This is a genomic window from Brevibacillus laterosporus LMG 15441, from assembly GCF_000219535.2.
Taxonomy (GTDB): Bacteria; Bacillota; Bacilli; order Brevibacillales; family Brevibacillaceae; genus Brevibacillus_B; species Brevibacillus_B halotolerans.
In genome coordinates this window covers 4147242-4168062 of sequence record NZ_CP007806.1, presented here as the reverse complement: position 1 = coordinate 4168062, position 20821 = coordinate 4147242, and the positions used below count along the sequence as shown (strand labels likewise).

Below are 20821 nucleotides of genomic sequence, written 5' to 3'. Positions count from 1 at the left end.
TTACAATAGAAATACCTTTATAGAGAGAGGAGGGAAGAATGTGGCATCAGGTAGCATTCTTGGGACAAGCATTAATTTATTGTTTGTTCTATTTCTTGTTTTCCTTAATGGGTTCTTTGTAGCCACCGAATTCGCTCTGGTAAAAATACGTGAATCTCGAATTACTCAGCTTGTAGCAGAAGGCAATGTAAAGGCTAGATTAGTTGATACATTATTACATCAGCTAGATGCTTATTTATCCGCAACTCAATTGGGAATTACGCTTGCTTCTCTAGGGTTAGGCTGGATTGGAGAGCCAGCGATCGCGCACTTATTGCATCCCGTTTTTTCATATGCAGGGATTACAGAGCCATGGAAGAGCTCGATTTCCGTTGTGATTGGATTTTTGATCATTACATTCTTACATATCGTATTAGGAGAGCTGGCACCTAAATCATTGGCTATACAACGTCCTGAACAAATTTCTTTATTTGTAGCACGTCCCATGCAGTTGTTTTATAAGGTAATGTTTCCCTTTATTAAGCTGTTAAATGGAGCAGCCTCCAAAATTTTACGTTTGTTTGGTATTGAACCGGTATCTGAGCATGAAGCGGCACATACAGAAGAAGAAATTCGGATTTTAGTCAATGAAAGCCACAAAAGTGGGTTAATTGATAACACCGAATTAATGCTAGTAGACAATATCTTTGAATTCTCGGAAACAACAGCTCGCGAAATCATGGTACCTCGAACAGATATGGTTGTTCTCGATATTAGAGACAGCTTTGAGGATAATTTAGATATTGTGAGTACAGGGAGATTTACCCGTTATCCAGTGGTAAATGGGGATAAGGATCATGTGGTTGGAATTTTGCATATTAAAGACATTTTAACCTATGCTTTAAAGGAAATAGAGAAGGAACGCCATTTGAGTGATTTATTACGTCCTGTTTTATCTGTACCAGAGACCATTTCTATTAGTCATTTGTTAACCATGCTACAAAAACAACGGAGTCAAGTCGCCATCCTAATAGATGAATATGGTGGGACTGCTGGATTACTTACACTTGAAGACATTGTGGAGGAAATTGTTGGAGACATTCAGGATGAATTTGATGATGAGCGACCTGAGATCGAGCAATTTAAACAGAAGGAGGAAAGCATCGTTTCTTTTGATGGGCGTATGTTGCTCGAAGAAGTAAACGCATATCTCAACATACAGCTAGATACCGCAGAAGTAGATACGATCGCTGGTTGGATTTACACAAAAATCACCCATCCTCCGACCTTAGGCATGAAAGTGATAGAGGAAGGGTATGAATTTGAAGTTGGAGAAGTGAATCATTTACGTATTACTCGTGTCTTTGTTAAAAAAATGATAAAAGATAACAAAGAAGCATAAGCCATCAAGCAGGTCCCTGCATAGGATATCAAATAGACATGATATTCGTGGAGGGGCTTTTGTGTATAAGATTATTTCATTTCCCAAAACGCTTGGTTATAGTATCTGTGCCAAAAAATTAAAAGAAAATCAATCCATCATGCCCTCAGTTAGGCATTGTGAATCTGTTGGTTGCTTCTTAGTGGCGCAGGACGAGTTTGAAAAATTAACCAAATTAATTGGCCGTGAAGGATATACCGTATCAAATGAAGTCCAGGTGCGCTTACACAGTAAGGAAAGTAAGAAAAGTAAGAAAAACAAGGAAAGCAAGGAAAGCAAGGAAAGCAAGGAAAGCAAGGAAAGTAAGGAAAGTAAGGAAAGTAATAGGAGTAAGGTAAGTAAGAAAAGTAAGGAGAATAAGGAGAATAAGGATCATAAGGAGAATAAGGATCATAAAGAAGAAATTCCATGGGGGGTAGAGCATATAGGGGCTCCTGCCCTGTGGCATGTAACAAAGGGTAAGGGAATTAAAGTTGCCGTGATTGATACTGGTATTTCATCGTCCCATCCAGATTTGAAGGGACAGATAAAAGGAAAAGTGTCAGTGATAGCTGGGGCGGAACGGTTTAATATGGGAGGACACGGTACGCATGTGGCGGGAACTATAGCGGCTGTAGCCAATAATCGGGGGATTGTTGGCATTGCTCCCGAGGTTGATCTTTATGATGTGCAAGCGTTTGGAGCGGAAGGAACAGCTAATATCAGTGACATCATAGCCGGGATCAATTGGGCTATCGAGCAGAAGGTGGATATTATTAACATGAGCTTTGGAACGAGTGAGGATCATCCTGCTTTCCATCAAGCCTTACGTGTAGCCTCCAGAAATGGAATCATACTCGTAGCGTCCGCAGGGAATAATGGTAGGGGCCTGGAATATCCCGCTGCCTATCGTGAAGTAATCGCGGTAGGTGCGATCAACCAACAAGCAAAGCTAGCTGAATTTAGCGCGAGAGGCAGAGGAATGAATACAGTTGCCCCTGGTGTTGGCATTAAATCTACTTGGCTCAATAAAGGATATCGTACGTTGGACGGTACTTCTATGGCGGCTGCTCATATTTCGGGACTATATGCTCTACGTCTAGCGCAACAACGTACCAGAGCCATGAATCGCTTCAACAAAAGAGCGAATAATCGTTCGAATAAGCAAATAACTTATCCGGGAGAAGGAATTGAAAAAAATCACGTAAAGAAACATAAAAAGAACCTTGAAAAGAACTTTGAAAAAGACCATGAAAAGAACCATGAAAAGAACCATGAAAAGAACCAAGCACATACCTTCGAGAATGAATCTGCACCCATCCGTCAAAACAGATTCGATCTTCTTTCTCTGTTTAAGAGACGCTGATATGCAAGGAAGGGATGGAAAAAATGAATGCATTATGCGCTTGATTATTATGTAAAAACAGCTCCTTCTTATCAAACAGCAACTTCTATTTTTAAAGATGAGTGGATTAGTATTTTTCCTGCACAATATCAGATTGAGGGGGGCTTTGCTCCTTTATTTGAAGATGCTCGTGCTATCTGGGCGATTGATAAATTAGGAGGAGTAGCAGGTAAATCGGTACTGGAGTTAGGACCGATGGAGGGGGCACATAGTTATCTGCTGGAAAAAAAGGGGGATGCCGCTAGCATTCTTGGAATTGAAGCCAATACGAAGTGCTTTTTACGTTGCTTGGTAACAAAAGAAGTAACTAATTTGCAACGTGTGCGTTACCTATGCGGAGATTTTGTAGAATTTTTAAAACAGACAGATCAGACTTTTGATGTTTGCTTTGCCTCTGGTGTCTTGTACCATATGGTCAATCCGATTATGGTGCTGGGGCTATTAAAGGAACGATGCAAGAAAATGTACTTATGGACGCACTATTTTGATGAAAATATCTTACAGCATTCAGTTGATTATCGTCTGCGATTTAGCGGGAGCCAATCTGCTTCAGAATATGGCTTTGCTCACACATTATATCAACATAATTATTTGCAAGCACTCGATAGCAAACTGTTTATTGGGGGCACACTTCCTTTTAGCAACTGGCTCAGTAGACAGGATTTACTTGCAGGCTTAAACCATGTTGGTTTCCAGATAGACGCAATCAGCTTTGACGATCCGATCTATCCTAACGGGCCGGCTCTTGCCATAGTGGCAAGTGTTCGGGAGTAACGAAATGAATGAACAATTCAAATTAATAACCGGGGAAAATAGCATAACTCGTATGGTAGTAAGGCATCATACGAGAGGGCTTACTTCCTCGGTTTTTTATATGAATGAAAGCAGGGAGGAGAGGTGAAACTTTCCAGTCGTTTTGTTACAATTACTAGATCAGATGGTTAAAGGAGATTGGTATCATGCGTATTCTACTTACAAATGACGATGGCATTGAAGCATTAGGTATACGAACCCTTGCGGAAGCCCTTCTTCCTTTACAGGACCTTGAAATTTATGTGGTTGCCCCAAGCGAAGAGAGAAGCGGAGTGGGTCACGGTGTTACATTTCGTGAAGCATTAGCTCCTGCACCGCATGATTTTTATGGGTTACCAGTAAAGGCCTGGAGCGTAAATGGCAATCCTGCCGATTGTGTAAAGGCGGCCTATTACCTCTTATTTAAAGATCAGGAGCGTCCTGATCTTGTGTTATCAGGAATTAATGTAGGGGCTAATTTAGGAAAAGATGTTTACTATTCAGGGACATGTAGTGCAGCTCGTGAGGCAGTAATTTTAGGCATCCCGGCTGTTGCTTTGTCCTATGATAATTATCATAACCCGACAAGCTTTGGAGAAGTGGGAAAGATTATTGAACCTCTGCTAAAGCAATTTATGGAGCAAACGAAGCAAAAACAAATGCCTCCGAAAGTGTTCTGGAATGTAAATGTACCTGATTTGCCTAAAAGCCAGATAAAAGGCATCACTCCCGCTGTGTTAGCCTTTGATTTTTATCACGACGTCTACAGTCCTTCAGATTCTGGTTATTTTCTGGGGAGAGAGTATCCCGAACGCTTGGAAAAACAAAGTACAGAAGAGGATTTTCAACTAGTAAAACAAGGATATACGACAGTTACTCCTATTCATATTGATTCCACGGATCGTAAATTATTGGAGCAAATGAAAGAGTGGCCACTTTTAAAAAATAACCTAAGGGGAGAGTAAAACATGGCAGAAATGCAGATGCAATCCTTACTTTCTTTCCCTGGACCGTCTCCTGATGCTCAAACATCAGGGGAGGTTCTCTCTACAGATTTTTATGTTTCCCTATATCAAGTTGTTCATGAGGAAGGCTATCCCTGTTTCGGGCGATTAAATGATCAGGGGGTAGCAGAGCTTTATCTGGTGTTTGAAGATATTGACGCTTTTAGTCAAGCGGTGGAGGGACTTAGTACGGTCGAGTTTCGCACGTATAAGGAGCAATTGCTTCTGATCGTATGGACAAAATATGATGAAAGTACTCCACTAGGATTCCCGCTTTCGTTTCTTCCGCATGTACCTGTTGAACGTACTTGGATTCATACATTGCTAGAGCAGCCCGATCTGGAGCTGTTTTTTTTAGCAAGGGAACAAGATCTGCTGGTTCACATCTTCACGGAAGTACTTACTCTTTCATCTACTGAAAGATCAGATGTGTATCAAATGCTACAGGAGCTAGATGCGCGCACTCACAACCCCCTTATATTAGAAGGAGCAGATGAACAAGAAGGTAGGCATGAGATAATTTCAAAATCTGCACTAGAGTTACCAGATGATCTATTGCTACAACAGGGAGAAGCATATGATTTTCTTTATCAGATTCATCTGCAAAAGCATCAGGATCAAGCAGAGCATGTCTTAATGGAGAGCTTGTATCAGGCCCTGCATATGCTAAGTCGGCATCCTGTCAGTCATATTCGAGAAGCGGACCTTCTTGTTTGGGTCTATGGGAATGAGCAAACGTTCTCGATCTATACAAGCCCTTCCTTACGTTCCATGTACCATACGCAGCAGGATGATCCGTTTTTGGAATTATTTCGTCGGTTTCCTGCTTTTCAAAGCATTCGGGAAATATCTCCATTAAAAGAGGGCGCGTTTCCGATTTTTCAACGAGAAGCGGGATGCTTTTACCATCTGGAATTAAATCATGAGATGCAAAATAAGCTTGCTCGACTTTTTTCTCATATAGATCAAACAAGCGCGAATCCATTTGTCTAAACATACAGAAAACTAGACATGTTTCAACAAAGGATTAGACAAGCCAAAATGCGAAAAAGAGAAAGATAAAAAGTGATGGGGGTGTAGGTAGTGAATTCTTCCCAACAAGGTAGTATCGCACTTATTTCCTTTCAGGGTCTACAAAAAGAGGTGGAGCAAATCGCTCAAGCCTTGTCTCTTCGCACAGAGGGAGGAGTACGACTTTCTATGCCAGGAGAGACGTTTGCAAATACCTTTTGTGCTGACTTTACTCTTTGGGATTTGGCTGGCGTCATTACGCTGAAAAGCAAGCCGGGTAGATATGGTTTCAATCGTGACAATAGGCAAGACATTCCGCTAATTATGAGATTTTCAATCTCTTACAATTCGCCTAGGGATGCAGAAACCATTAAACAGAGGATTAACGAATATTTCTCATATGAAGCAGAGGTTCACTGGAATGTCGCTTCGACCGAGCAAACGAAGCAGATGGATTTAGCGGTTCATTTCGAGTATCAACCGCAACATGATATTATAGATGCATATATTCGTTATGTGTTGGGCATGATAACGGGACGAAATACGGCTGCCTAATTGTGGGCTGGAAAAAAGGGCGCTCTCTGAGAGGGTCCTCTTTTTTACGGATAGGAATAAGAAAGGACTGAATCTATTGGTAAAACGCCTATTTATTGCCTTGCATGTTCCGACCGATGTAATTTCATATATTGAGGCTGCTCAACAACAGGTGAAGCAGGAGCTTAAAGCTGAGCGATGGCAGCCTTTACATAATTTACATTTAACCTTGCATTTTCTCGGAGATGTTGATGAACAAAAAATTCCGGAGCTTAAGAAGGATATCCAGATTGTTAGTTCCATTATCCGTCCTTTTTCCTTGTCTATTGATCATTTTGGTTCGTTCCCCAAGGGAGGAAAGCCACGAGTATTGTGGCTAGGACTGCAAGGGGATATAGAATCCTTGCAACAGATGCATCTCCTGCTGGGAAAACGCCTAGATCGTCATGAAAGCCTTCCGTATGACAAACGACCATATGAGCCACATGTAACCATAGCCCGCAAGCCAAAGTTGCATGAAGAGCGTTCCCTTCCATTAGCAGATTGGTCACAACGTTTTTTACCTCATCCCAAGCCTAGCTGGAAGGTAGAGGGAATTACCCTATTTCAATCGGAGTTACGCCCAGAAGGAGCTATTCATACTCCACTATTCACCAGTTTATTAGGCGAAACAACGAATTTATAGAAAAAAACGCCGTTTTGCCGTTCAAATTTTCTCACCATCTGAATAAACTTAATAAAAACAGAAGATCACGAATGTGTGCGATCACAATGAGATGTCAGATGCTGAGAAAGCGGTGGAAATTCAAAATGAGTGAGTTTACTACCGGGGTGTTATATCCAAGACGATACGAAAGCAAACTGATTAAACAACTACCTGACTCAAAGCAACCGTATTTTCATAAGCGGCTAAACGATGAATGGAATGTATTTTTTCTGGAAGATGAGTGGGTACAGACGGCGGAAACCCTTCAATACCTATTGGATTTATCCAAGCTTGGAGTGGCTCTGCTGTGGTTTCATGATGCGGAGGACAGCGGTTGGGGCTTCCGATTATTTGAAGGCGGCTACGAGGTATCGTCTGCTACGATTAGCTATATTTTAGATATGGAATTAGCGGAGATAGAAATGAAGCGGAGATATCCAGATCTAATAGATCCAGATGATTATATGAAAGAAGAAGACCTACGCAAAGAGTACGATGAACTAATTGATACAATTATTACCTCACAGATATATCGCCAGGAAGTGCAGAAGGGATTATCTCGCTGTAAGCCACAGTTGTTCCGTTCCTTCTTGTCTCCCAAGCAAATTCAGCAACTCCATTCATTGTTTGACACAAACATTCTAGTCGAAATCGATTATGAAACGGGTAGCAGTCTACTGTATGATTCAGTGGATTTGTTTAAGGAAATCTTAGGGATTGAAGAAATGATGTGGGTTAATTATTCGTATTTAGCAAGCGGCGGAAGAGATAGTGGGTTGGCATGATGCTGTGTAAAAAAATAGGGATGAAGCTGATAATCTACCCAGTAAAAAGCAAGGAACAAGAGGCTTTGCCGAGCAATGATGCAGGCAAGGCCTTTGTTGCGTTCACGTTTAACAACTACGGCGACCCATTGATGAACAAATGAGCCGCCGATAATCGTTTACGCCTCTGATGCAACAGGTTGAATCCATTGGGCAAAAATAGTAGGCAGATTAAGCATGAGGAGTAGACGTTCTCCTTCTTGGGCAATTCCAGCTAAATTGGAACCATCTAAGCCTGCAACTACTGGTGGAGCCGCTTTTATGGAGGAAGGTGCAATTTTGGCTACTTCTGATACACCATCCACAACGATACCTGCTTCAAAGCCGTCTATTTTAAGTACGATAAAACGACTATCTTCAGTAAGCTGAATGGATGGTAGTCCAAACATTTTACGGATTTGTAAGATAGCAAGGATATTCCCACGTAGATTAATGACACCTTCTACATACTCTGGTGATTTAGGAACCTTTGTAATAGGCATTGGCTTAACAATTTCGAGGACATTCTCCAATGGAAAACCGAACGTTTCATTACCCATGGTAAATAAGATATAAGAAAGGGCCTCGACATCGCTCTGAGATTGGTTGAGGCCTAGTTGATCTTGATTTAATTCCATGAGGCTTCCCCCTTTCTATTTTTCCTTCTAAAAGTATGTTTATTATATCATCTCAGATGGAATCTGGAATCGTTGCTTTTAGAAAAGCACAGTTTCATGGGCCGTGTATGATGTTCGATTCCATTAGAATTAATATTTGTAGGATTGATTAAATAAATAATAATAAATATATATAAATATTTTTTAACGCAATGAAAAAGTTGGTTTTCCGGTCTACGAAAAGATTGTCGTGAAATAGCCAAATCCAATGTTTTTGTGGATTTCAGATAGAGAAATTACCGAAAAATACATTATTTTCCTAATCCATTGAAAATGGCATGGAGTTTTTTTACAAGCATCAAAAGTTGCGAGATTCTGGCTGAAAAAGATACTAGTAGCTATTTTTCGCCGATCATTATTGTCGAAATATTTAAATATAAATAAAAGTTAATAAAGAATAAGCAAATCCCATTTTTTTGAATTACAATATATGTATAATTAAATTATAAGATGATTGAAAAGTTAAAAGTGTTAGTTTTATTCTAGCGTAAAAATAAGGAGGGGAATTATGAGAAAATCGTAGCATTTTGTCTATTTTGCAAACAATGAATTGGAAAGCCCCGAACAAACAATCATGAGTGAAACGTTCAAAATTGATTTAGGAGGGACTACTAGAATGTTTATAAAAAAGAATTACGTGCGAGGAGAGAGGGAGCAACATTCACCTGACCAACAAGCCCTTGAGCTAACGAATGCAGAAAAATCTCTTTGGATCGCACATCAGATGAATCCAGCGTCATGCAATGAACCGCTTGGAGTTAAATTGAAAGGGGAAGTTTCTCTAATCCTCTTGCAGGAAGCTTTAGATCGAATTGTTCAACGCCATCCGGCTTTGCGAATGATCTTTATTTGTCAGGATGGAGAGAATCCTCAAAAACTAATTTTACCTCAAGTGAATGTTCCAATCACTCCGCACGATTTTACAGCGATTTCACCGATAGAGAAAGAAAATATGATTCAGGACACGTTAGAACTTTTACGTATAGAGCCATTTTCGTTGGAGGAAGGACCATTATTACGCCCTCATTTACTTAAAATAAGTGATGAAGAATATCTATTTTATGTTGTTTTCCACCATATCATTTATGATGGCTGGAGCTCAGGTATTTTCTTGCGAGAACTATCCGCCTTCTATACAGCTTTAAAAAAGAAGGAACAAATTGCTCAAGCCAAGCAGGAAGATACAGGAATTGCTAAACTGATACAAGCTACTGAAATAGGAGCATTAGCTCATCATGAATCCGATACATACTGGGCAAATAAGATGCAAGGCTCTATTCCTTATGTGGGATTTTCCTCAGATCAATCTCCTGCTAAAGGCTTGACCTATCAAGGAGATTACATAAGCTGTATCATTGACTCGGCATTGATGCGGAAGGTTGAAAAATTTTCAACAGACATGCAAATAAGTGTCTATCGTGTTATGCTAACGGCTTATTTTATCCTTTTGCATCAAATGACTTTGGAAGAAGATATCGTGGTTGGTATGCCTGTGAATCTGAGACCGAGAAAAGGCTTTGGGGAAATTTTTGGCTATTATATTAATACTCTTCCTATCCGTCTTTCTTTAGCTGATGTACAAGGTTATAATCAATTGCTCAAGCAAGTTGATCAACATGTTAGAGAGGCCTTGCAGCATCAACATTATCGAAGTGAATCTCTGATCGAAAACACCGATTCAACCGAAAAGGGAGATAGACGAATCGTTTCTACGGTATTTAATATGGTAGGTCTTCCTACAATTGAATTTGAAGGACTTGAAGCAGAGGTAACTTATCAATTTAAACGTACCACTCTTTTTGATATTGTATGGCGAGTAGTTAAAAGCGAAGAGAAGCAATATATGATAGAGATAGATTTTAATACGGATTTATATCATTCGAATACAATTGAAAACTTACTTCAACGCTATATTCATGTATTAGAAACCTTGCTTCAAAATCCCGAAGCATCACTACATACATTGCCATTTCTTATTGAAGAGGATTATGAAATTTATAAGAAAATAAATCGCAATTATTTGGATTTTCCGACTGCAAAAACGTTGGATCAGCTTATCGATGATCAAGCTTCTCAATTCCCAGACCGCCTAGCCATTACTATGGGAGAGGAAGCTATTACCTATAAACAATTGCAGGATCGGACTAATCAGCTTGCTCATTATCTTCTTCAACATCATCTGAAGAAAAGTGAGCGGGTTGCGTTATTAATGGATCGTCATATTGATACTATTATCGCCATGATAGCGATCTTAAAGGCAGGTGGAGCCTATGTTCCTATTGATCCAGATTTTCCTGCCGAGCGTATACAGTATATGGTTGCGGATAGCGAAGCAACCCATCTCATTACTAGAAAGAAATGGGCTCATAAGCTTCCGAATGATTTTGGATGCTGTTTATTGTGGGAAGAGATTCCAACAGATCTTCCTGTTGATTCAGTTGAAGCGTGCCATACTCCCGAGGATATTGCTTATATGATCTATACCTCAGGCTCAACCGGTAATCCAAAGGGTGTATTATTGTCCCATATTGGGGTTGTAAACTTAATTTATTCCTTAAAGGATAAGTATAAATATACAGAAAAAGATGTTTATTTACAGTTTGCTTCCCTTATTTTTGATGCCTCTGTGTGGGAAATTTACTCTAGCCTATTATGTGGTGGAAGACTTCACCTGCTTTCAGACCTAGATCGAACATCTCCAGAAAATTTTGTCCAGACCGTAAACAGCACCAAAGCAAATTATTGTGTACTTCCTGTCATTTACTTTAAACAGCTATCGCAACTGCCTGAGGAGACTTTAGAGCAATTACATTCGCTTAAGGCTATTTTTATTGGCGGTGAAACCTTATCCCCAGAAGCAGTACGTATGTGGCAGCGTAAGGTAGGAACGAGGATTCTAATAGCTAACGCTTATGGACCTACAGAGGCTACCGTTTGTAAAACGATCTATGATATTACAGAATTGTTGCCAGAGGAGCAACAAAGCATCCCAATAGGTAAGCCTTTGGCAAACAGTGAAATCTTTATTTTGAATAAACATGGCATGCTCTGCCCGCTAAATGTCCCAGGAGAAATCATTCTTGGAGGTGTAGGACTAGCAAAAGGGTATTTAAATCAAGCCGAACAAACAAAGACGGCTTTTGTTTCACTTGCTCTTCCTAACCAACCTGAGAAAAGGTTTTATCGCACCGGGGATATAGGGCGTATTCTACCAGATGGTAACTTGGAATTTATGGGGCGCATAGATCATCAGGTAAAAATTAGAGGCTATCGAATAGAACTAGACGAAATTGAAACCGTCTTATTACAACATCCTAAGGTAAAGGATTCGGCTATTGTTGTCTACAAGGATGATCATGATCGTTCCAGATTAGTAGCCTTTTATATGACTGCTGATTCTGATGGAGACGTACCTGTGGATGAATTAGTGACCTATCTGAATCAAAGGCTACCTGTATATATGGTACCGGAGCATTTCTATACTCTGTCATCAATGCCTCTCTCACCTAGTGGAAAAGTGGATCGTAAGTCATTAGCTCAACAAGCTAGATCACTTATGACCACGGAGAGTAGAATATATCTCTCACCCAATACGCCTACAGAAAAAGCTGTAGTAAAAATATGGGCGAAAGTGCTTCAAATAGAAGAAGCGAGAATCAGCATTAATGATGACTTTTTTGCACTGGGAGGTCACTCATTAATAGCTATTAAGGTAATCAATCAGGTACAAAAGCAATTAGAAGCGAAAATCGAGCTTAAGGATTTATTCCAGTATCGTACGGTAGAACGCTTGGCAGTATTTATCGACGAGCAGGCTACTACAAATACTGCTTATCAAGTAAGTAAGGATATAGATAAATTGCCGCACGTTATTGAACAGGAGCATTATACATTATCGAATGCTCAGAAAAGGCTATGGTTCTTGGAAAAATGGAATAATAGTGTAGGCGTGTACCATGTTCCGTTACAGATGAAAATCAAACCAGGCCTTGATCCTGATTTGTTCAGACAAGCTCTAGAAATATTGATCAATCGACATGAGATTCTGCGTACTACATTTGTGGAATTTCAGGGCGAACCTAGACAGGTTATACACAATTCTTTTGAGTTAGCACTTTATCATAAGGACTTGTCTCATTTACACGAAGAACAACAGAAAGCCTTAATCGAAGAAGAGATAAGAAATGATATGAAAGAGCCATTTGATTTGTCTAATGGACCTTTATTTAGAATCTCGTTATATTCGCTTTCGGATGAGCTAAGCCATCTCTATTTAAATTTTCATCATCTCATCACGGATGAATGGAGTATACAGCTACTCCTGCAAGAGTGCATGGAGGTTTATCAGGCTCAGGAACAAGGGAAGAAACCAAGCTTACAGCCTATTGAGCGTCGATATATTGATTATGCAGAATGGCAGGAACAAAAGCTTAGAGAGGGCTATTGGAAAGCGGAAGAGGCATACTGGCTTGAACAGCTAAAAGGACCTTTGCCGGTTCTAGAACTGCCTTTGGATTTCATTCGACCTAAGGAACAGACCTTTGAGGGCGAAACCGTTGATTTTCCTCTTACTAAAAAGCTCACTCAGCAGTTAAAAGAAGTAGGGAAAGCTGAAAGTGTTACGATGAATATGCTATTATTGTCTGCTTATTTCAAACTATTAAGCCATTTCTCTGGACAAGAGGATATTATTGTTGGTACCCCTATCGCTGGGCGAATACATGAAGCGGTAGAGCATATTCAAGGCTTTTTTGTAAATACATTAGCTATCCGGATGAATTTCCAAGGTGTGGATACTTTACACCAGCTTATCCAAAAGGTAAAGGAGACCACCTTAGCGGCTTATCATCACCAGGCGTATCCTTTTGATAGTCTAATAGAGCTAATCAATCCTGATCGAATGGAAAATCAAACACCTATCTTTTCAACGTTGTTTACCTACGAAAATGATCTGAATCTACAGCAGAGTGACTATCAATTAGAAGTGCTTCCATGCGATATCAATACGAGTAAATTTGATCTTTCTCTTGCCGTATATGAGAAGAATCAGCAATTACATCTAGCGTTTGAATATAACAAGGATTTATTTACACAAGATACCATTTCTCGATTTGCTGGTAGTTTGGAAAAAATCCTAGAAGCATTCATCAACCAGCGTCTGTCTGCTCCACATCTGCTGGATTTATTGACAGATGAGGAGAAACAACTGTATCAGGAAGTAAACGGTACAAAAGCTGCATACCCTTTTGAGCAAACGATTCAGGAACGATTTTATGAACAAGCAAGCAAGTATCCTAGTAAAATCGCAATTTCAATGGGAGAGCAGTCTCTCACTTATGAAGAGGTAAACCACGCATCCAATCAGGTAGCTCATTATTTACGTTTTACCGGGATGAGACCGCAAGAGAAGGTAGCTATATTACTTGATAGAAGCATCGAGAGCATTATTGCTATGTTAGGTATCTTAAAGGCAGGAGGAGCTTATGTTCCAATTGATACGGGCTATCCAAAGGATCGTATTGAATATATCTTAGAGGATAGTCAAACCTCATACATGATTACAAGAGATGCTCACATGAAGGGATTATCACGTTATACAGGTGTCATCGTGCGCATGGAAGATGTGTATGAGCTTGGACAAACCAATCATGTGGAAACCTTAAATACCGCAGAGGATATAGCTTACGTCATTTATACATCTGGCTCGACAGGGAAACCAAAGGGCACATTACTGCGTCATCGTGGGGTTCTTAATCTGATTCAATGGAGGAAGGATCAATTTCAGGTAAATTGCGAGGATACTTTTGTTCAGTTTGCTTCCTTTAGCTTTGACACCTCTGTTTCTGAGATCTTTTCAGCCTTGTTGCATGGAGCTAGATTACACATTTTATCTGAAGATGAGAGATATTCTGTCAGTGCCTATGCTCTTGCAGTTCAAAAGGTTCAGGCTACAATCACGGATGTGCCAATTGTATTTTTCCATAACGTAATTGCTTCCCTGAGTAATACAGAAGCAGAAATGGTAAAAACGCTGCGTATGATGATGGTTGGAGGAGAAGCTCTGCCTGCTGAATCTGTACGAGCATGGCATAATAGATTTGGTCAGCAGACGTTGATTATCAACGAGTACGGCCCGACTGAGGCTACTGTTTCTGCAACGTTTTATCCAATTCATCGGATCGAGCCTGAGCAAAAAAATGTTCCGATTGGAAAGCCGCTTGCCAATACCAAGATTCACATTCTCCATTCTCAAAAAACGCCGTGCCCGATTGGAGCAATTGGTGAGATTTATATCGAGAGTGTTGGACTTTCACCAGGCTATTGGAATCAAGAGAAGAAAAATGAAGAAGTATTTATCTCAAATCCATTTACTCATCAGTTTGCAGATAGACTATATCGCACAGGTGATTTAGCTAGATGGTTACCTGACGGCAATATTGAATTCGTGGGTAGAAGAGATGATCAAATTAAAATTAGAGGTTACCGTGTAGAATTAGGTGAAATAGAAGAAACGCTTTTACAGCATCCATTGATCCATCAATCTGTTGTGCTGGCAGTAGATTCTGGAGCAGAGAAAGTTCTTGTATCCTATTACACTACGAATAGTCAACAAGAAATCCAAGCCAGCGAGTTAAATTCCTATTTATCTGGAACGCTTCCAGAATACATGCTTCCAAGGCATTATATTTATCTGGAGGAACTACCGTTAACTCCAAATGGTAAAGTCGATCGAAAAAGCTTGATGCAGAACTCCCCGCATTTCGTGAAAAAAGAAAGAAGCTTTACTAAGCCTGAGACGGAGTTGCAAATAGAAATTGCGCAAATTTGGGAGCAGGTATTGGATGTGAAGCCTGTTGGACTAGAGGATGATTTTTTTGAGTTAGGTGGACACTCCTTAAAAATCATGCCAGTTCTGGTACAATTAAAGCCTAAATATCCGATGATTCGAATTCAGGATTTTTTCAAATTCCGTACAGTTGCTAAGCTTGCTCAGTATTTAGAAGAAAAGCAAGAACAAAGCACCAAAAGCACACAAAGCACAGAACAATCTCCAATAGCTACCAAACCTGTAACGAATCAGATACAGAAGAAACGCGAAAAAGTGTCTAACATCACTGTAAATGTACCAAAAGGAGTTTTCCTTACAGGTGCTACTGGTTTCTTAGGTGCCTATATTCTAAAGGAATTGCTTGAAATACCTTCAATTCCTATCCACTGTCTCGTACGTAAAACGGGCGATGCCTCGATTGATAGAAAACTAGAGGACAAAATGGTGTTCTATTTTGGACAAGACGTTCTATCACAAATGAAGGGTAGAGTTTTCACGGTGGAAGGTGACCTAAGTAGCAAGGGCCTAGGGATGGATTCTTTGGTATGGGATCATATAGCTGGAAAGATTGATTCGGTTATTCACTGTGGAGGAGAGGTAAGACATTATGGAGATCGTGAGCATTTTCATAAAGTAAATCTTGAGTCTACAAATGAACTAATTCAACTATCGAAAAAATTAAAAGCGCGGTTCCATTACATTTCCACATTAAGCGTGGTTGGGCATTCTATCCACGATCCAGCAGAATTTATGTTTTATGAAACAGATTTTGACCGTGGTCAAGAGATAGAAAATGTCTATGTCGAAAGTAAGTTTTTATCAGAGAAAAGTGTAAGACAAGCGATGGAAGAGGGATTGGATGCAACCATTTACCGAGTAGGTAATCTGGTTGGACATTCTGTGACAGGTAAGTTTCAATATAACATTCATGAAAATGCATTTTACCGATTGCTGAAAGCCATCTTCTTATTACGAGTTGCGCCCTCAATATCTGGCTACATGGATTTAACGCCTATTGATTATGGAAGCAAGGCTATTGTACAACTTTCGTGCCAGCTAGAGACAATCGGTGAGACGCTGCACATATGTAATCCAGCTCAAATTACCTGGGAGGATTTTATCCGTAATATACAACAAGCTGGATATCCGGTTTCTCTCATTCAGGCGGAGGAGTATATTCAAACTCTTTATCAGGGAGATCTTTCTGACGAGCAACAGCAGGCATTAGAGTTGATTCTGCCTTCCTTGGAAGCTAGTGAAGGCATGTCTATTTCGATACCTGACTGTGCGCTTGTACAAGAATTTTTACAAAATACCGCCGTTGTTTGTCCAAAACCGACAGAACAACTTATAAGAAGTATGATCGAATATGCTGTAGAAGTAGACTTTTTTCCTGCAATACAGGAGACTATCTTAAAGTAGCAGTAGCAGTAACATAGTCACTTTTTGGCCAATAAAAAGCGTGTAGACCTTTTTATCTGAGGGTGTCTACACGCTAAAGGCTTATCCATTTTTAGAAAAAGGATAAGCCTTTTCTTTTTCTCTATAAATAGAGATTAGGCTCCACGGCAAAATCGAAGTCCTCAATATCATAAAATTGAATCGGAATCACATATTCCAGCAAACGATCCTGCCATTCGGTTTGATCAGTAATCAGAGGAACGTCCCATTTCATTGCTGTTAAAATTAATTCTGTTTCAATGGGGTCAAAAATCTCTCCCCACATGGCGGTATCCTCCGCTTTTACAACGGTAAAGTGAACAGTATCACTATGTTCAAAGGTAACAGTAGACCATGGTGCTACCAATGATTTTTCCATCATTTTACGTCGAAACGGATTGCTGAAATATTGGAGCATGTCACCAATAATTTCCCTTACCCGTTGCTCTTCTTCCGGGTCATGCATGATGGGACTAGAATTTCCGATAAATTCGTCCAGTTCACGGAGAGTAGAAGAAGGGATGAGATATTCGACAGGCTCGCTTGGCACTAGTAAATTGCCATATATAGCTAGCATGATGGCTTCAATCACAAATGGTTTCTTCACTTTTGTCTCCTCCTCCTTACTCATCCATCATACTGAAAAGGATGCTTGACAACAAGTGGAGTTACTCGTATGATGACAATATAAAACTTAAAAGAACGCAACTCTCAGTCAAAGGGGAGTAGCTTTTACAGCAAAGTCGTCATTACAGGATGTATATCCTCGGCTTTGTTGGCAACTGATCGTTGTTAGCAAGACCTTTGCCTATGTACAGGATATGTACGTAGGTAAAGGTCTTTTTTGTTGTCAATCATGACGTTTTCATGAAGAACCAGCAAAAGATCAAAGTAAGGCGTTCAAGGGTAAGATGAGCCCACGTGAAGGGCAGGGAGGGAAGAAATTATGTTTGAGACAGAATTTATTATTCAGTTACTGATGATCATTGCTATTGACATTTTGCTTGGTGGAGACAATGCAGTAGTCATTGCCATGGCAAGCCGAAACCTGCCGTTGGAGCAAAAGAAAAAGGCGATTTTCTGGGGAACAGGGTTAGCTGTAGTTGTTCGTGTAATTGCAACGATTGCAGCAGCTTATTTGTTACAAATTCCATTCTTATTTGTTATCGGAGGTCTCTTGCTGGTTTGGATTTCTTATAATCTATTGGTGGAAGATGGGCATGAAAAGGATATCAAAGCTGGAAATTCGTTAATGGCAGCGATTCGAACGATTGTGATCGCTGATGTAACAATGGGAATTGATAACGTTGTAGCAATTGCCGGCACTGCTCATGGTAATATGTTGCTCATTATTATTGGCTTACTAATTAGTGTACCAATCATGGTATGGGGAAGCACATTAATCCTCAAGGCGATGGATCGCTATGCATGGATTCCTTATGTAGGGGCAGGAATTCTAGCCTTAGCAGCAGCTAAAATGATTACGCATGAGGCTCATCTACAACCGTTCTTCGATGCGAATCCTTGGATAAGCTATCTACTGAAAGGCGTAATTATTGTAGGGGTAATCGTAGCTGGTTACTGGCAACGTAATCGGATGGCGAAAAAAGCCAGGGCCAACCAAATTATGCATGAAGAAAAGAGTTCTCATCATGAAGTAAATATCGGATCGTAAAAAGAATGCCGGATCGTAAAAAGTAGCCACAGGAGCAGTCATGCTCCGTGGCTCTTCTATTTTTTGAAAAAGGGAGTGTTGTCTAGGGGGTCCGAGCCTGCCATTCACTGCGTAACATCCCCATTTTGATAGAATCATAATATGCACCACGGACGATTCTTGCTTGTCGTATTCGCCCTTCCTCTTGCATCCCGCATTTTTGGGCTAGACGCATCATCCGTTCGTTGCCTGACCATGTCGAGATTCCGAGACGAACCACATCCATTTCGGTAAACAAATAATCAATCCACGATTGAAAAGCAACGGTTCCGTAACCGCCAGACCAATAAGATGAATCATAAATGACAATGCCTATCTCGCACCAATTAGTCGCTTTGTCTACCCAGTAACGACCTACCGTACCTTTTAGCTCTCCATTGATTTCAATCACTAGATTCCTGCGGGGAATAGTTGTGTTTACTAGGAGTAAATCCTCATGATACCGTTTTTCGTATTCCTCTACAGGTACATAGTCAACAGGCTGATAAGGCCCATTCCAATTTTGAAACTCCCGGTCAATAGCCGCATAGTTATAGTGCCAGATGAGGGGGATATCCTCTGGTTGAAGATCGCGAAGAATCATATTTTGGAGGGCAGGATTTTTTATTTGTACATACATGTTTGTTCCTCCTATCCAGCATTCGGAAAAATATTTTTGCAAAAGTGATAATCTTTTATCATTATAAGATAGAGAGCTAATAGAGCAAAGTCAAAAAAAATACCGGCTTATGCCGGACCTGAATAAAGACAAGGGTCTCTACTCTGAAATGACACTATGGTTGTTACTGCGGGTAAACCAGCGAAAAGGATTAAGTGACCATCTGCTTTCATAGCGGTTGGAGCGTTGCTTACGACGTGTCAGGCGCTGATGCATGAGATCCATTTCAAACGTCACACGGCGCATTTCCAAACGAAGAGCCTCTTGTTTCTCTTCAATTTCAGCGATTTTTTCTAATATAGAAGCCTGCAGCTGTGGCAGCGTGGATAGTTGACTTATTTCTTTTTGGAATTGAAGAAGTGTATCTTGTACGGTTATTTCAACCTCTCGAAGGGCATTTGTAAGAGGCTGACTAGGTAATGCTTTCGATCCGCTAACCTGTGTCTCCCCGTTTGCTGCTACTTCATTATCTAAGATTTCAACAGGAAGGATGCCTTCCTCCAGCATGTCCCGCTGAATCTCTTTTAGGGAGCTGTTCCCGGAATCTTTGCGTTTTTTTGCTTCTTGCAGCAGCGTGAAACCATCTGTGCTAATTAAATAATGTCCCTGTGGATTTTTTTGTCGTTGGCTTGTCGGTACGAATAAGTCTAGCCAATTACGCAAGGTGCGAACATGCAGGTCTAACTTTTCCGCTACTTCTTTAGAAGCCATCCAAGTATGCAGCATTTGCTTCATGTGATCACTCTCCAATCGTAATTCCTCAAAGCAGATTTTAGACATTTGTGACCAGCCAAAATACAACAGGACAAAGACGTGCTGAATAGGTGTTGGTTCCATTTTCTACAGGTATTATAGCACCTATTTTTCCCGGAAAAAGGCAATCGACAAAGGTTCTAAAAACTAGTGATCTTTCGGCGAATTTGGACAAGTATAGGGATGGATGTCTAGCTTTGACAAGAACAGAGGAGCATAACTATCTATCAGTAAGCGTAAAATGAATCAGATCAACAGTTTGTCCGATTGTGGATAAGGAAGGCAGGGCATGAAATAATGTGGCATCCTCCAATATCAATTCTGTTGTTACTGGTTTGCGCTGCTAGTTTGCTTGGCAGTTTTACCATCTGTTTTCGCAAACAGTGGTCCGAGCAGGCATTATTTGTGATGATTAGCCTAGGAGGCGGCATTTTACTTAGTTTAACCGTTTTGGATCTTCTGCCACATGCAATGGTAGAAGATGCACATCAATTTCTGCCACTGGTATTGGTAGGCTTTATGCTACTATTCCTACTAGAAAGCATTCGACACGACCAAGGAAGGCCACATACGAATAACCTGATCGGCATAAGCTTTGGATTTTTTATGCATGCCTTTTTTGAAGGTTTTTCGATCGCAGCAGGATTGGATAAGGATGCAGGTCTTGCTTTTCCATTACTCATAGCGCTTATCCTGCACCGATTGCCTGATGGAATTACAGTATCCTCACTATTGCTAGCAGCTACAGGTAAACGTGGAATGGCCTTGCTTGGGGGACTTGGTTTATGTGGGGCTACCATTCTTGGAGCTATGACCTTGCGTCTGGCCGGACATTGGATTTCCGAAGCATGGACGAGTGCAGGACTAGCTTTGTCAGCTGGGGTATTTTTATATGTAGCAGCGAGTCACCTAGTCCCTCTAATACAAAACCGAAATTATCCTAAATTAAGCCTTTATTTTTGTGTATCTATGCTACTTTACATGGTTTTTTCACTTTTTTTTCATACACATCCTCACTAAATGACGAATCAAACTACTAGCGAGAACTCGTAGAACAAGCTAATATAAGTTATAATGTTTGGAGTATGTTGGGAAA

15 protein-coding genes and 1 riboswitch are annotated in these 20821 nt (G+C 40.4%); of the genes, 11 read left to right on the top strand and 4 right to left on the bottom strand.

Annotated features, from left to right (window positions below; genetic code table 11):
- The first annotated feature begins 40 nt into the window (after positions 1 to 40).
- The 8 genes from BRLA_RS18225 to BRLA_RS18190 all read left to right on the top strand — a co-directional run bounded on the left by BRLA_RS18225 (position 41) and on the right by BRLA_RS18190 (position 7636).
- Positions 41 to 1381 (top strand): hemolysin family protein, encoded by a 1341-nt coding sequence (locus tag BRLA_RS18225; RefSeq protein WP_003338761.1) that lies wholly within the window; start codon positions 41 to 43, stop codon positions 1379 to 1381.
- 61 nt (positions 1382 to 1442) lie between these two features.
- On the top strand, positions 1443 to 2765 hold the full coding sequence (locus BRLA_RS18220; protein ID WP_003338762.1) for a S8 family peptidase: 1323 nt from the start codon (positions 1443 to 1445) through the stop codon (positions 2763 to 2765).
- A 27-nt stretch (positions 2766 to 2792) separates the two neighbouring features.
- Positions 2793 to 3578 carry a class I SAM-dependent methyltransferase gene (locus tag BRLA_RS18215; protein WP_003338763.1) on the top strand — a complete coding sequence of 262 codons (786 nt, stop codon included), beginning with the start codon at positions 2793 to 2795 and terminating at the stop codon, positions 3576 to 3578.
- A 185-nt stretch (positions 3579 to 3763) separates the two neighbouring features.
- The gene (gene surE, locus BRLA_RS18210; RefSeq protein WP_003338764.1) at positions 3764 to 4561 is read left to right on the top strand and encodes a 5'/3'-nucleotidase SurE; all 798 of its coding nucleotides are present in this window, start codon (positions 3764 to 3766) and stop codon (positions 4559 to 4561) included.
- Positions 4562 to 4564: 3 nt separating this feature from the next.
- Positions 4565 to 5593, top strand: coding sequence for a hypothetical protein (locus BRLA_RS18205; RefSeq protein WP_003338765.1), 1029 nt, complete (start codon positions 4565 to 4567; stop codon positions 5591 to 5593).
- 90 nt (positions 5594 to 5683) lie between these two features.
- Positions 5684 to 6166 carry a hypothetical protein gene (locus tag BRLA_RS18200; protein ID WP_003338766.1) on the top strand — a complete coding sequence of 161 codons (483 nt, stop codon included), beginning with the start codon at positions 5684 to 5686 and terminating at the stop codon, positions 6164 to 6166.
- 76 nt (positions 6167 to 6242) lie between these two features.
- Entirely contained in the window at positions 6243 to 6830 is a 588-nt protein-coding gene (gene thpR, locus BRLA_RS18195; protein WP_003340032.1) for an RNA 2',3'-cyclic phosphodiesterase, read from the top strand.
- Positions 6831 to 6955: 125 nt separating this feature from the next.
- Complete coding sequence (locus BRLA_RS18190) at positions 6956 to 7636, top strand: hypothetical protein (RefSeq protein WP_003338768.1); 681 nt, start codon at positions 6956 to 6958, stop codon at positions 7634 to 7636.
- Positions 7637 to 7794: 158 nt separating this feature from the next.
- Here BRLA_RS18190 and BRLA_RS18185 read toward each other — a convergent pair whose 3' ends face one another.
- Entirely contained in the window at positions 7795 to 8292 is a 498-nt protein-coding gene (locus BRLA_RS18185; protein WP_003338769.1) for a chemotaxis protein CheW, read from the bottom strand.
- 655 nt (positions 8293 to 8947) lie between these two features.
- Between BRLA_RS18185 and BRLA_RS18180 the strand changes: the two genes are divergently transcribed.
- On the top strand, positions 8948 to 16582 hold the full coding sequence (locus tag BRLA_RS18180; protein ID WP_003338770.1) for a non-ribosomal peptide synthetase: 7635 nt from the start codon (positions 8948 to 8950) through the stop codon (positions 16580 to 16582).
- Positions 16583 to 16703: 121 nt separating this feature from the next.
- Here the strand turns inward: BRLA_RS18180 and BRLA_RS18175 are convergent, their stop codons facing one another.
- Positions 16704 to 17207, bottom strand: coding sequence for a hypothetical protein (locus BRLA_RS18175; protein ID WP_003338771.1), 504 nt, complete (start codon positions 17205 to 17207; stop codon positions 16704 to 16706).
- A 101-nt stretch (positions 17208 to 17308) separates the two neighbouring features.
- A riboswitch (yybP-ykoY riboswitch) is annotated at positions 17309 to 17452 on the top strand.
- 94 nt (positions 17453 to 17546) lie between these two features.
- On the opposite strand from BRLA_RS18175, the gene BRLA_RS18170 reads away from it, so the two are divergent.
- A complete protein-coding gene (locus BRLA_RS18170) occupies positions 17547 to 18275 on the top strand; it encodes a TerC family protein (RefSeq protein ID WP_003338772.1) in 729 nt (242 codons plus the stop codon).
- 82 nt (positions 18276 to 18357) lie between these two features.
- Here the strand turns inward: BRLA_RS18170 and BRLA_RS18165 are convergent, their stop codons facing one another.
- Together BRLA_RS18165 and BRLA_RS18160 are read right to left on the bottom strand one after the other, a co-directional pair.
- Positions 18358 to 18933, bottom strand: coding sequence for a GNAT family N-acetyltransferase (locus tag BRLA_RS18165; protein ID WP_003338773.1), 576 nt, complete (start codon positions 18931 to 18933; stop codon positions 18358 to 18360).
- Positions 18934 to 19071: 138 nt separating this feature from the next.
- Positions 19072 to 19707 (bottom strand): hypothetical protein, encoded by a 636-nt coding sequence (locus BRLA_RS18160; protein WP_003338775.1) that lies wholly within the window; start codon positions 19705 to 19707, stop codon positions 19072 to 19074.
- A 315-nt stretch (positions 19708 to 20022) separates the two neighbouring features.
- On the opposite strand from BRLA_RS18160, the gene BRLA_RS18155 reads away from it, so the two are divergent.
- Positions 20023 to 20745, top strand: coding sequence for a ZIP family metal transporter (locus BRLA_RS18155; RefSeq protein ID WP_003338776.1), 723 nt, complete (start codon positions 20023 to 20025; stop codon positions 20743 to 20745).
- Positions 20746 to 20821 lie beyond the last annotated feature (76 nt).

Excerpts from the sequence above, each read along its gene's own strand:
- BRLA_RS18215 (WP_003338763.1), top strand. The coding sequence starts at position 2,793 with ATGCATTATGCGCTTGATTATTATGTAAAAACAGCTCCTTCTTATCAA.
- surE (WP_003338764.1), top strand. The coding sequence starts at position 3,764 with ATGCGTATTCTACTTACAAATGACGATGGCATTGAAGCATTAGGTATA.
- BRLA_RS18205 (WP_003338765.1), top strand. The coding sequence starts at position 4,565 with ATGGCAGAAATGCAGATGCAATCCTTACTTTCTTTCCCTGGACCGTCT.
- BRLA_RS18190 (WP_003338768.1), top strand. The coding sequence starts at position 6,956 with ATGAGTGAGTTTACTACCGGGGTGTTATATCCAAGACGATACGAAAGC.
- BRLA_RS18185 (WP_003338769.1), bottom strand. The coding sequence starts at position 8,292 with ATGGAATTAAATCAAGATCAACTAGGCCTCAACCAATCTCAGAGCGAT.
- BRLA_RS18180 (WP_003338770.1), top strand. The coding sequence starts at position 8,948 with ATGTTTATAAAAAAGAATTACGTGCGAGGAGAGAGGGAGCAACATTCA.
- BRLA_RS18170 (WP_003338772.1), top strand. The coding sequence starts at position 17,547 with ATGTTTGAGACAGAATTTATTATTCAGTTACTGATGATCATTGCTATT.
- BRLA_RS18165 (WP_003338773.1), bottom strand. The coding sequence starts at position 18,933 with ATGTATGTACAAATAAAAAATCCTGCCCTCCAAAATATGATTCTTCGC.
- BRLA_RS18160 (WP_003338775.1), bottom strand. The coding sequence starts at position 19,707 with ATGAAGCAAATGCTGCATACTTGGATGGCTTCTAAAGAAGTAGCGGAA.
- BRLA_RS18155 (WP_003338776.1), top strand. The coding sequence starts at position 20,023 with ATGTGGCATCCTCCAATATCAATTCTGTTGTTACTGGTTTGCGCTGCT.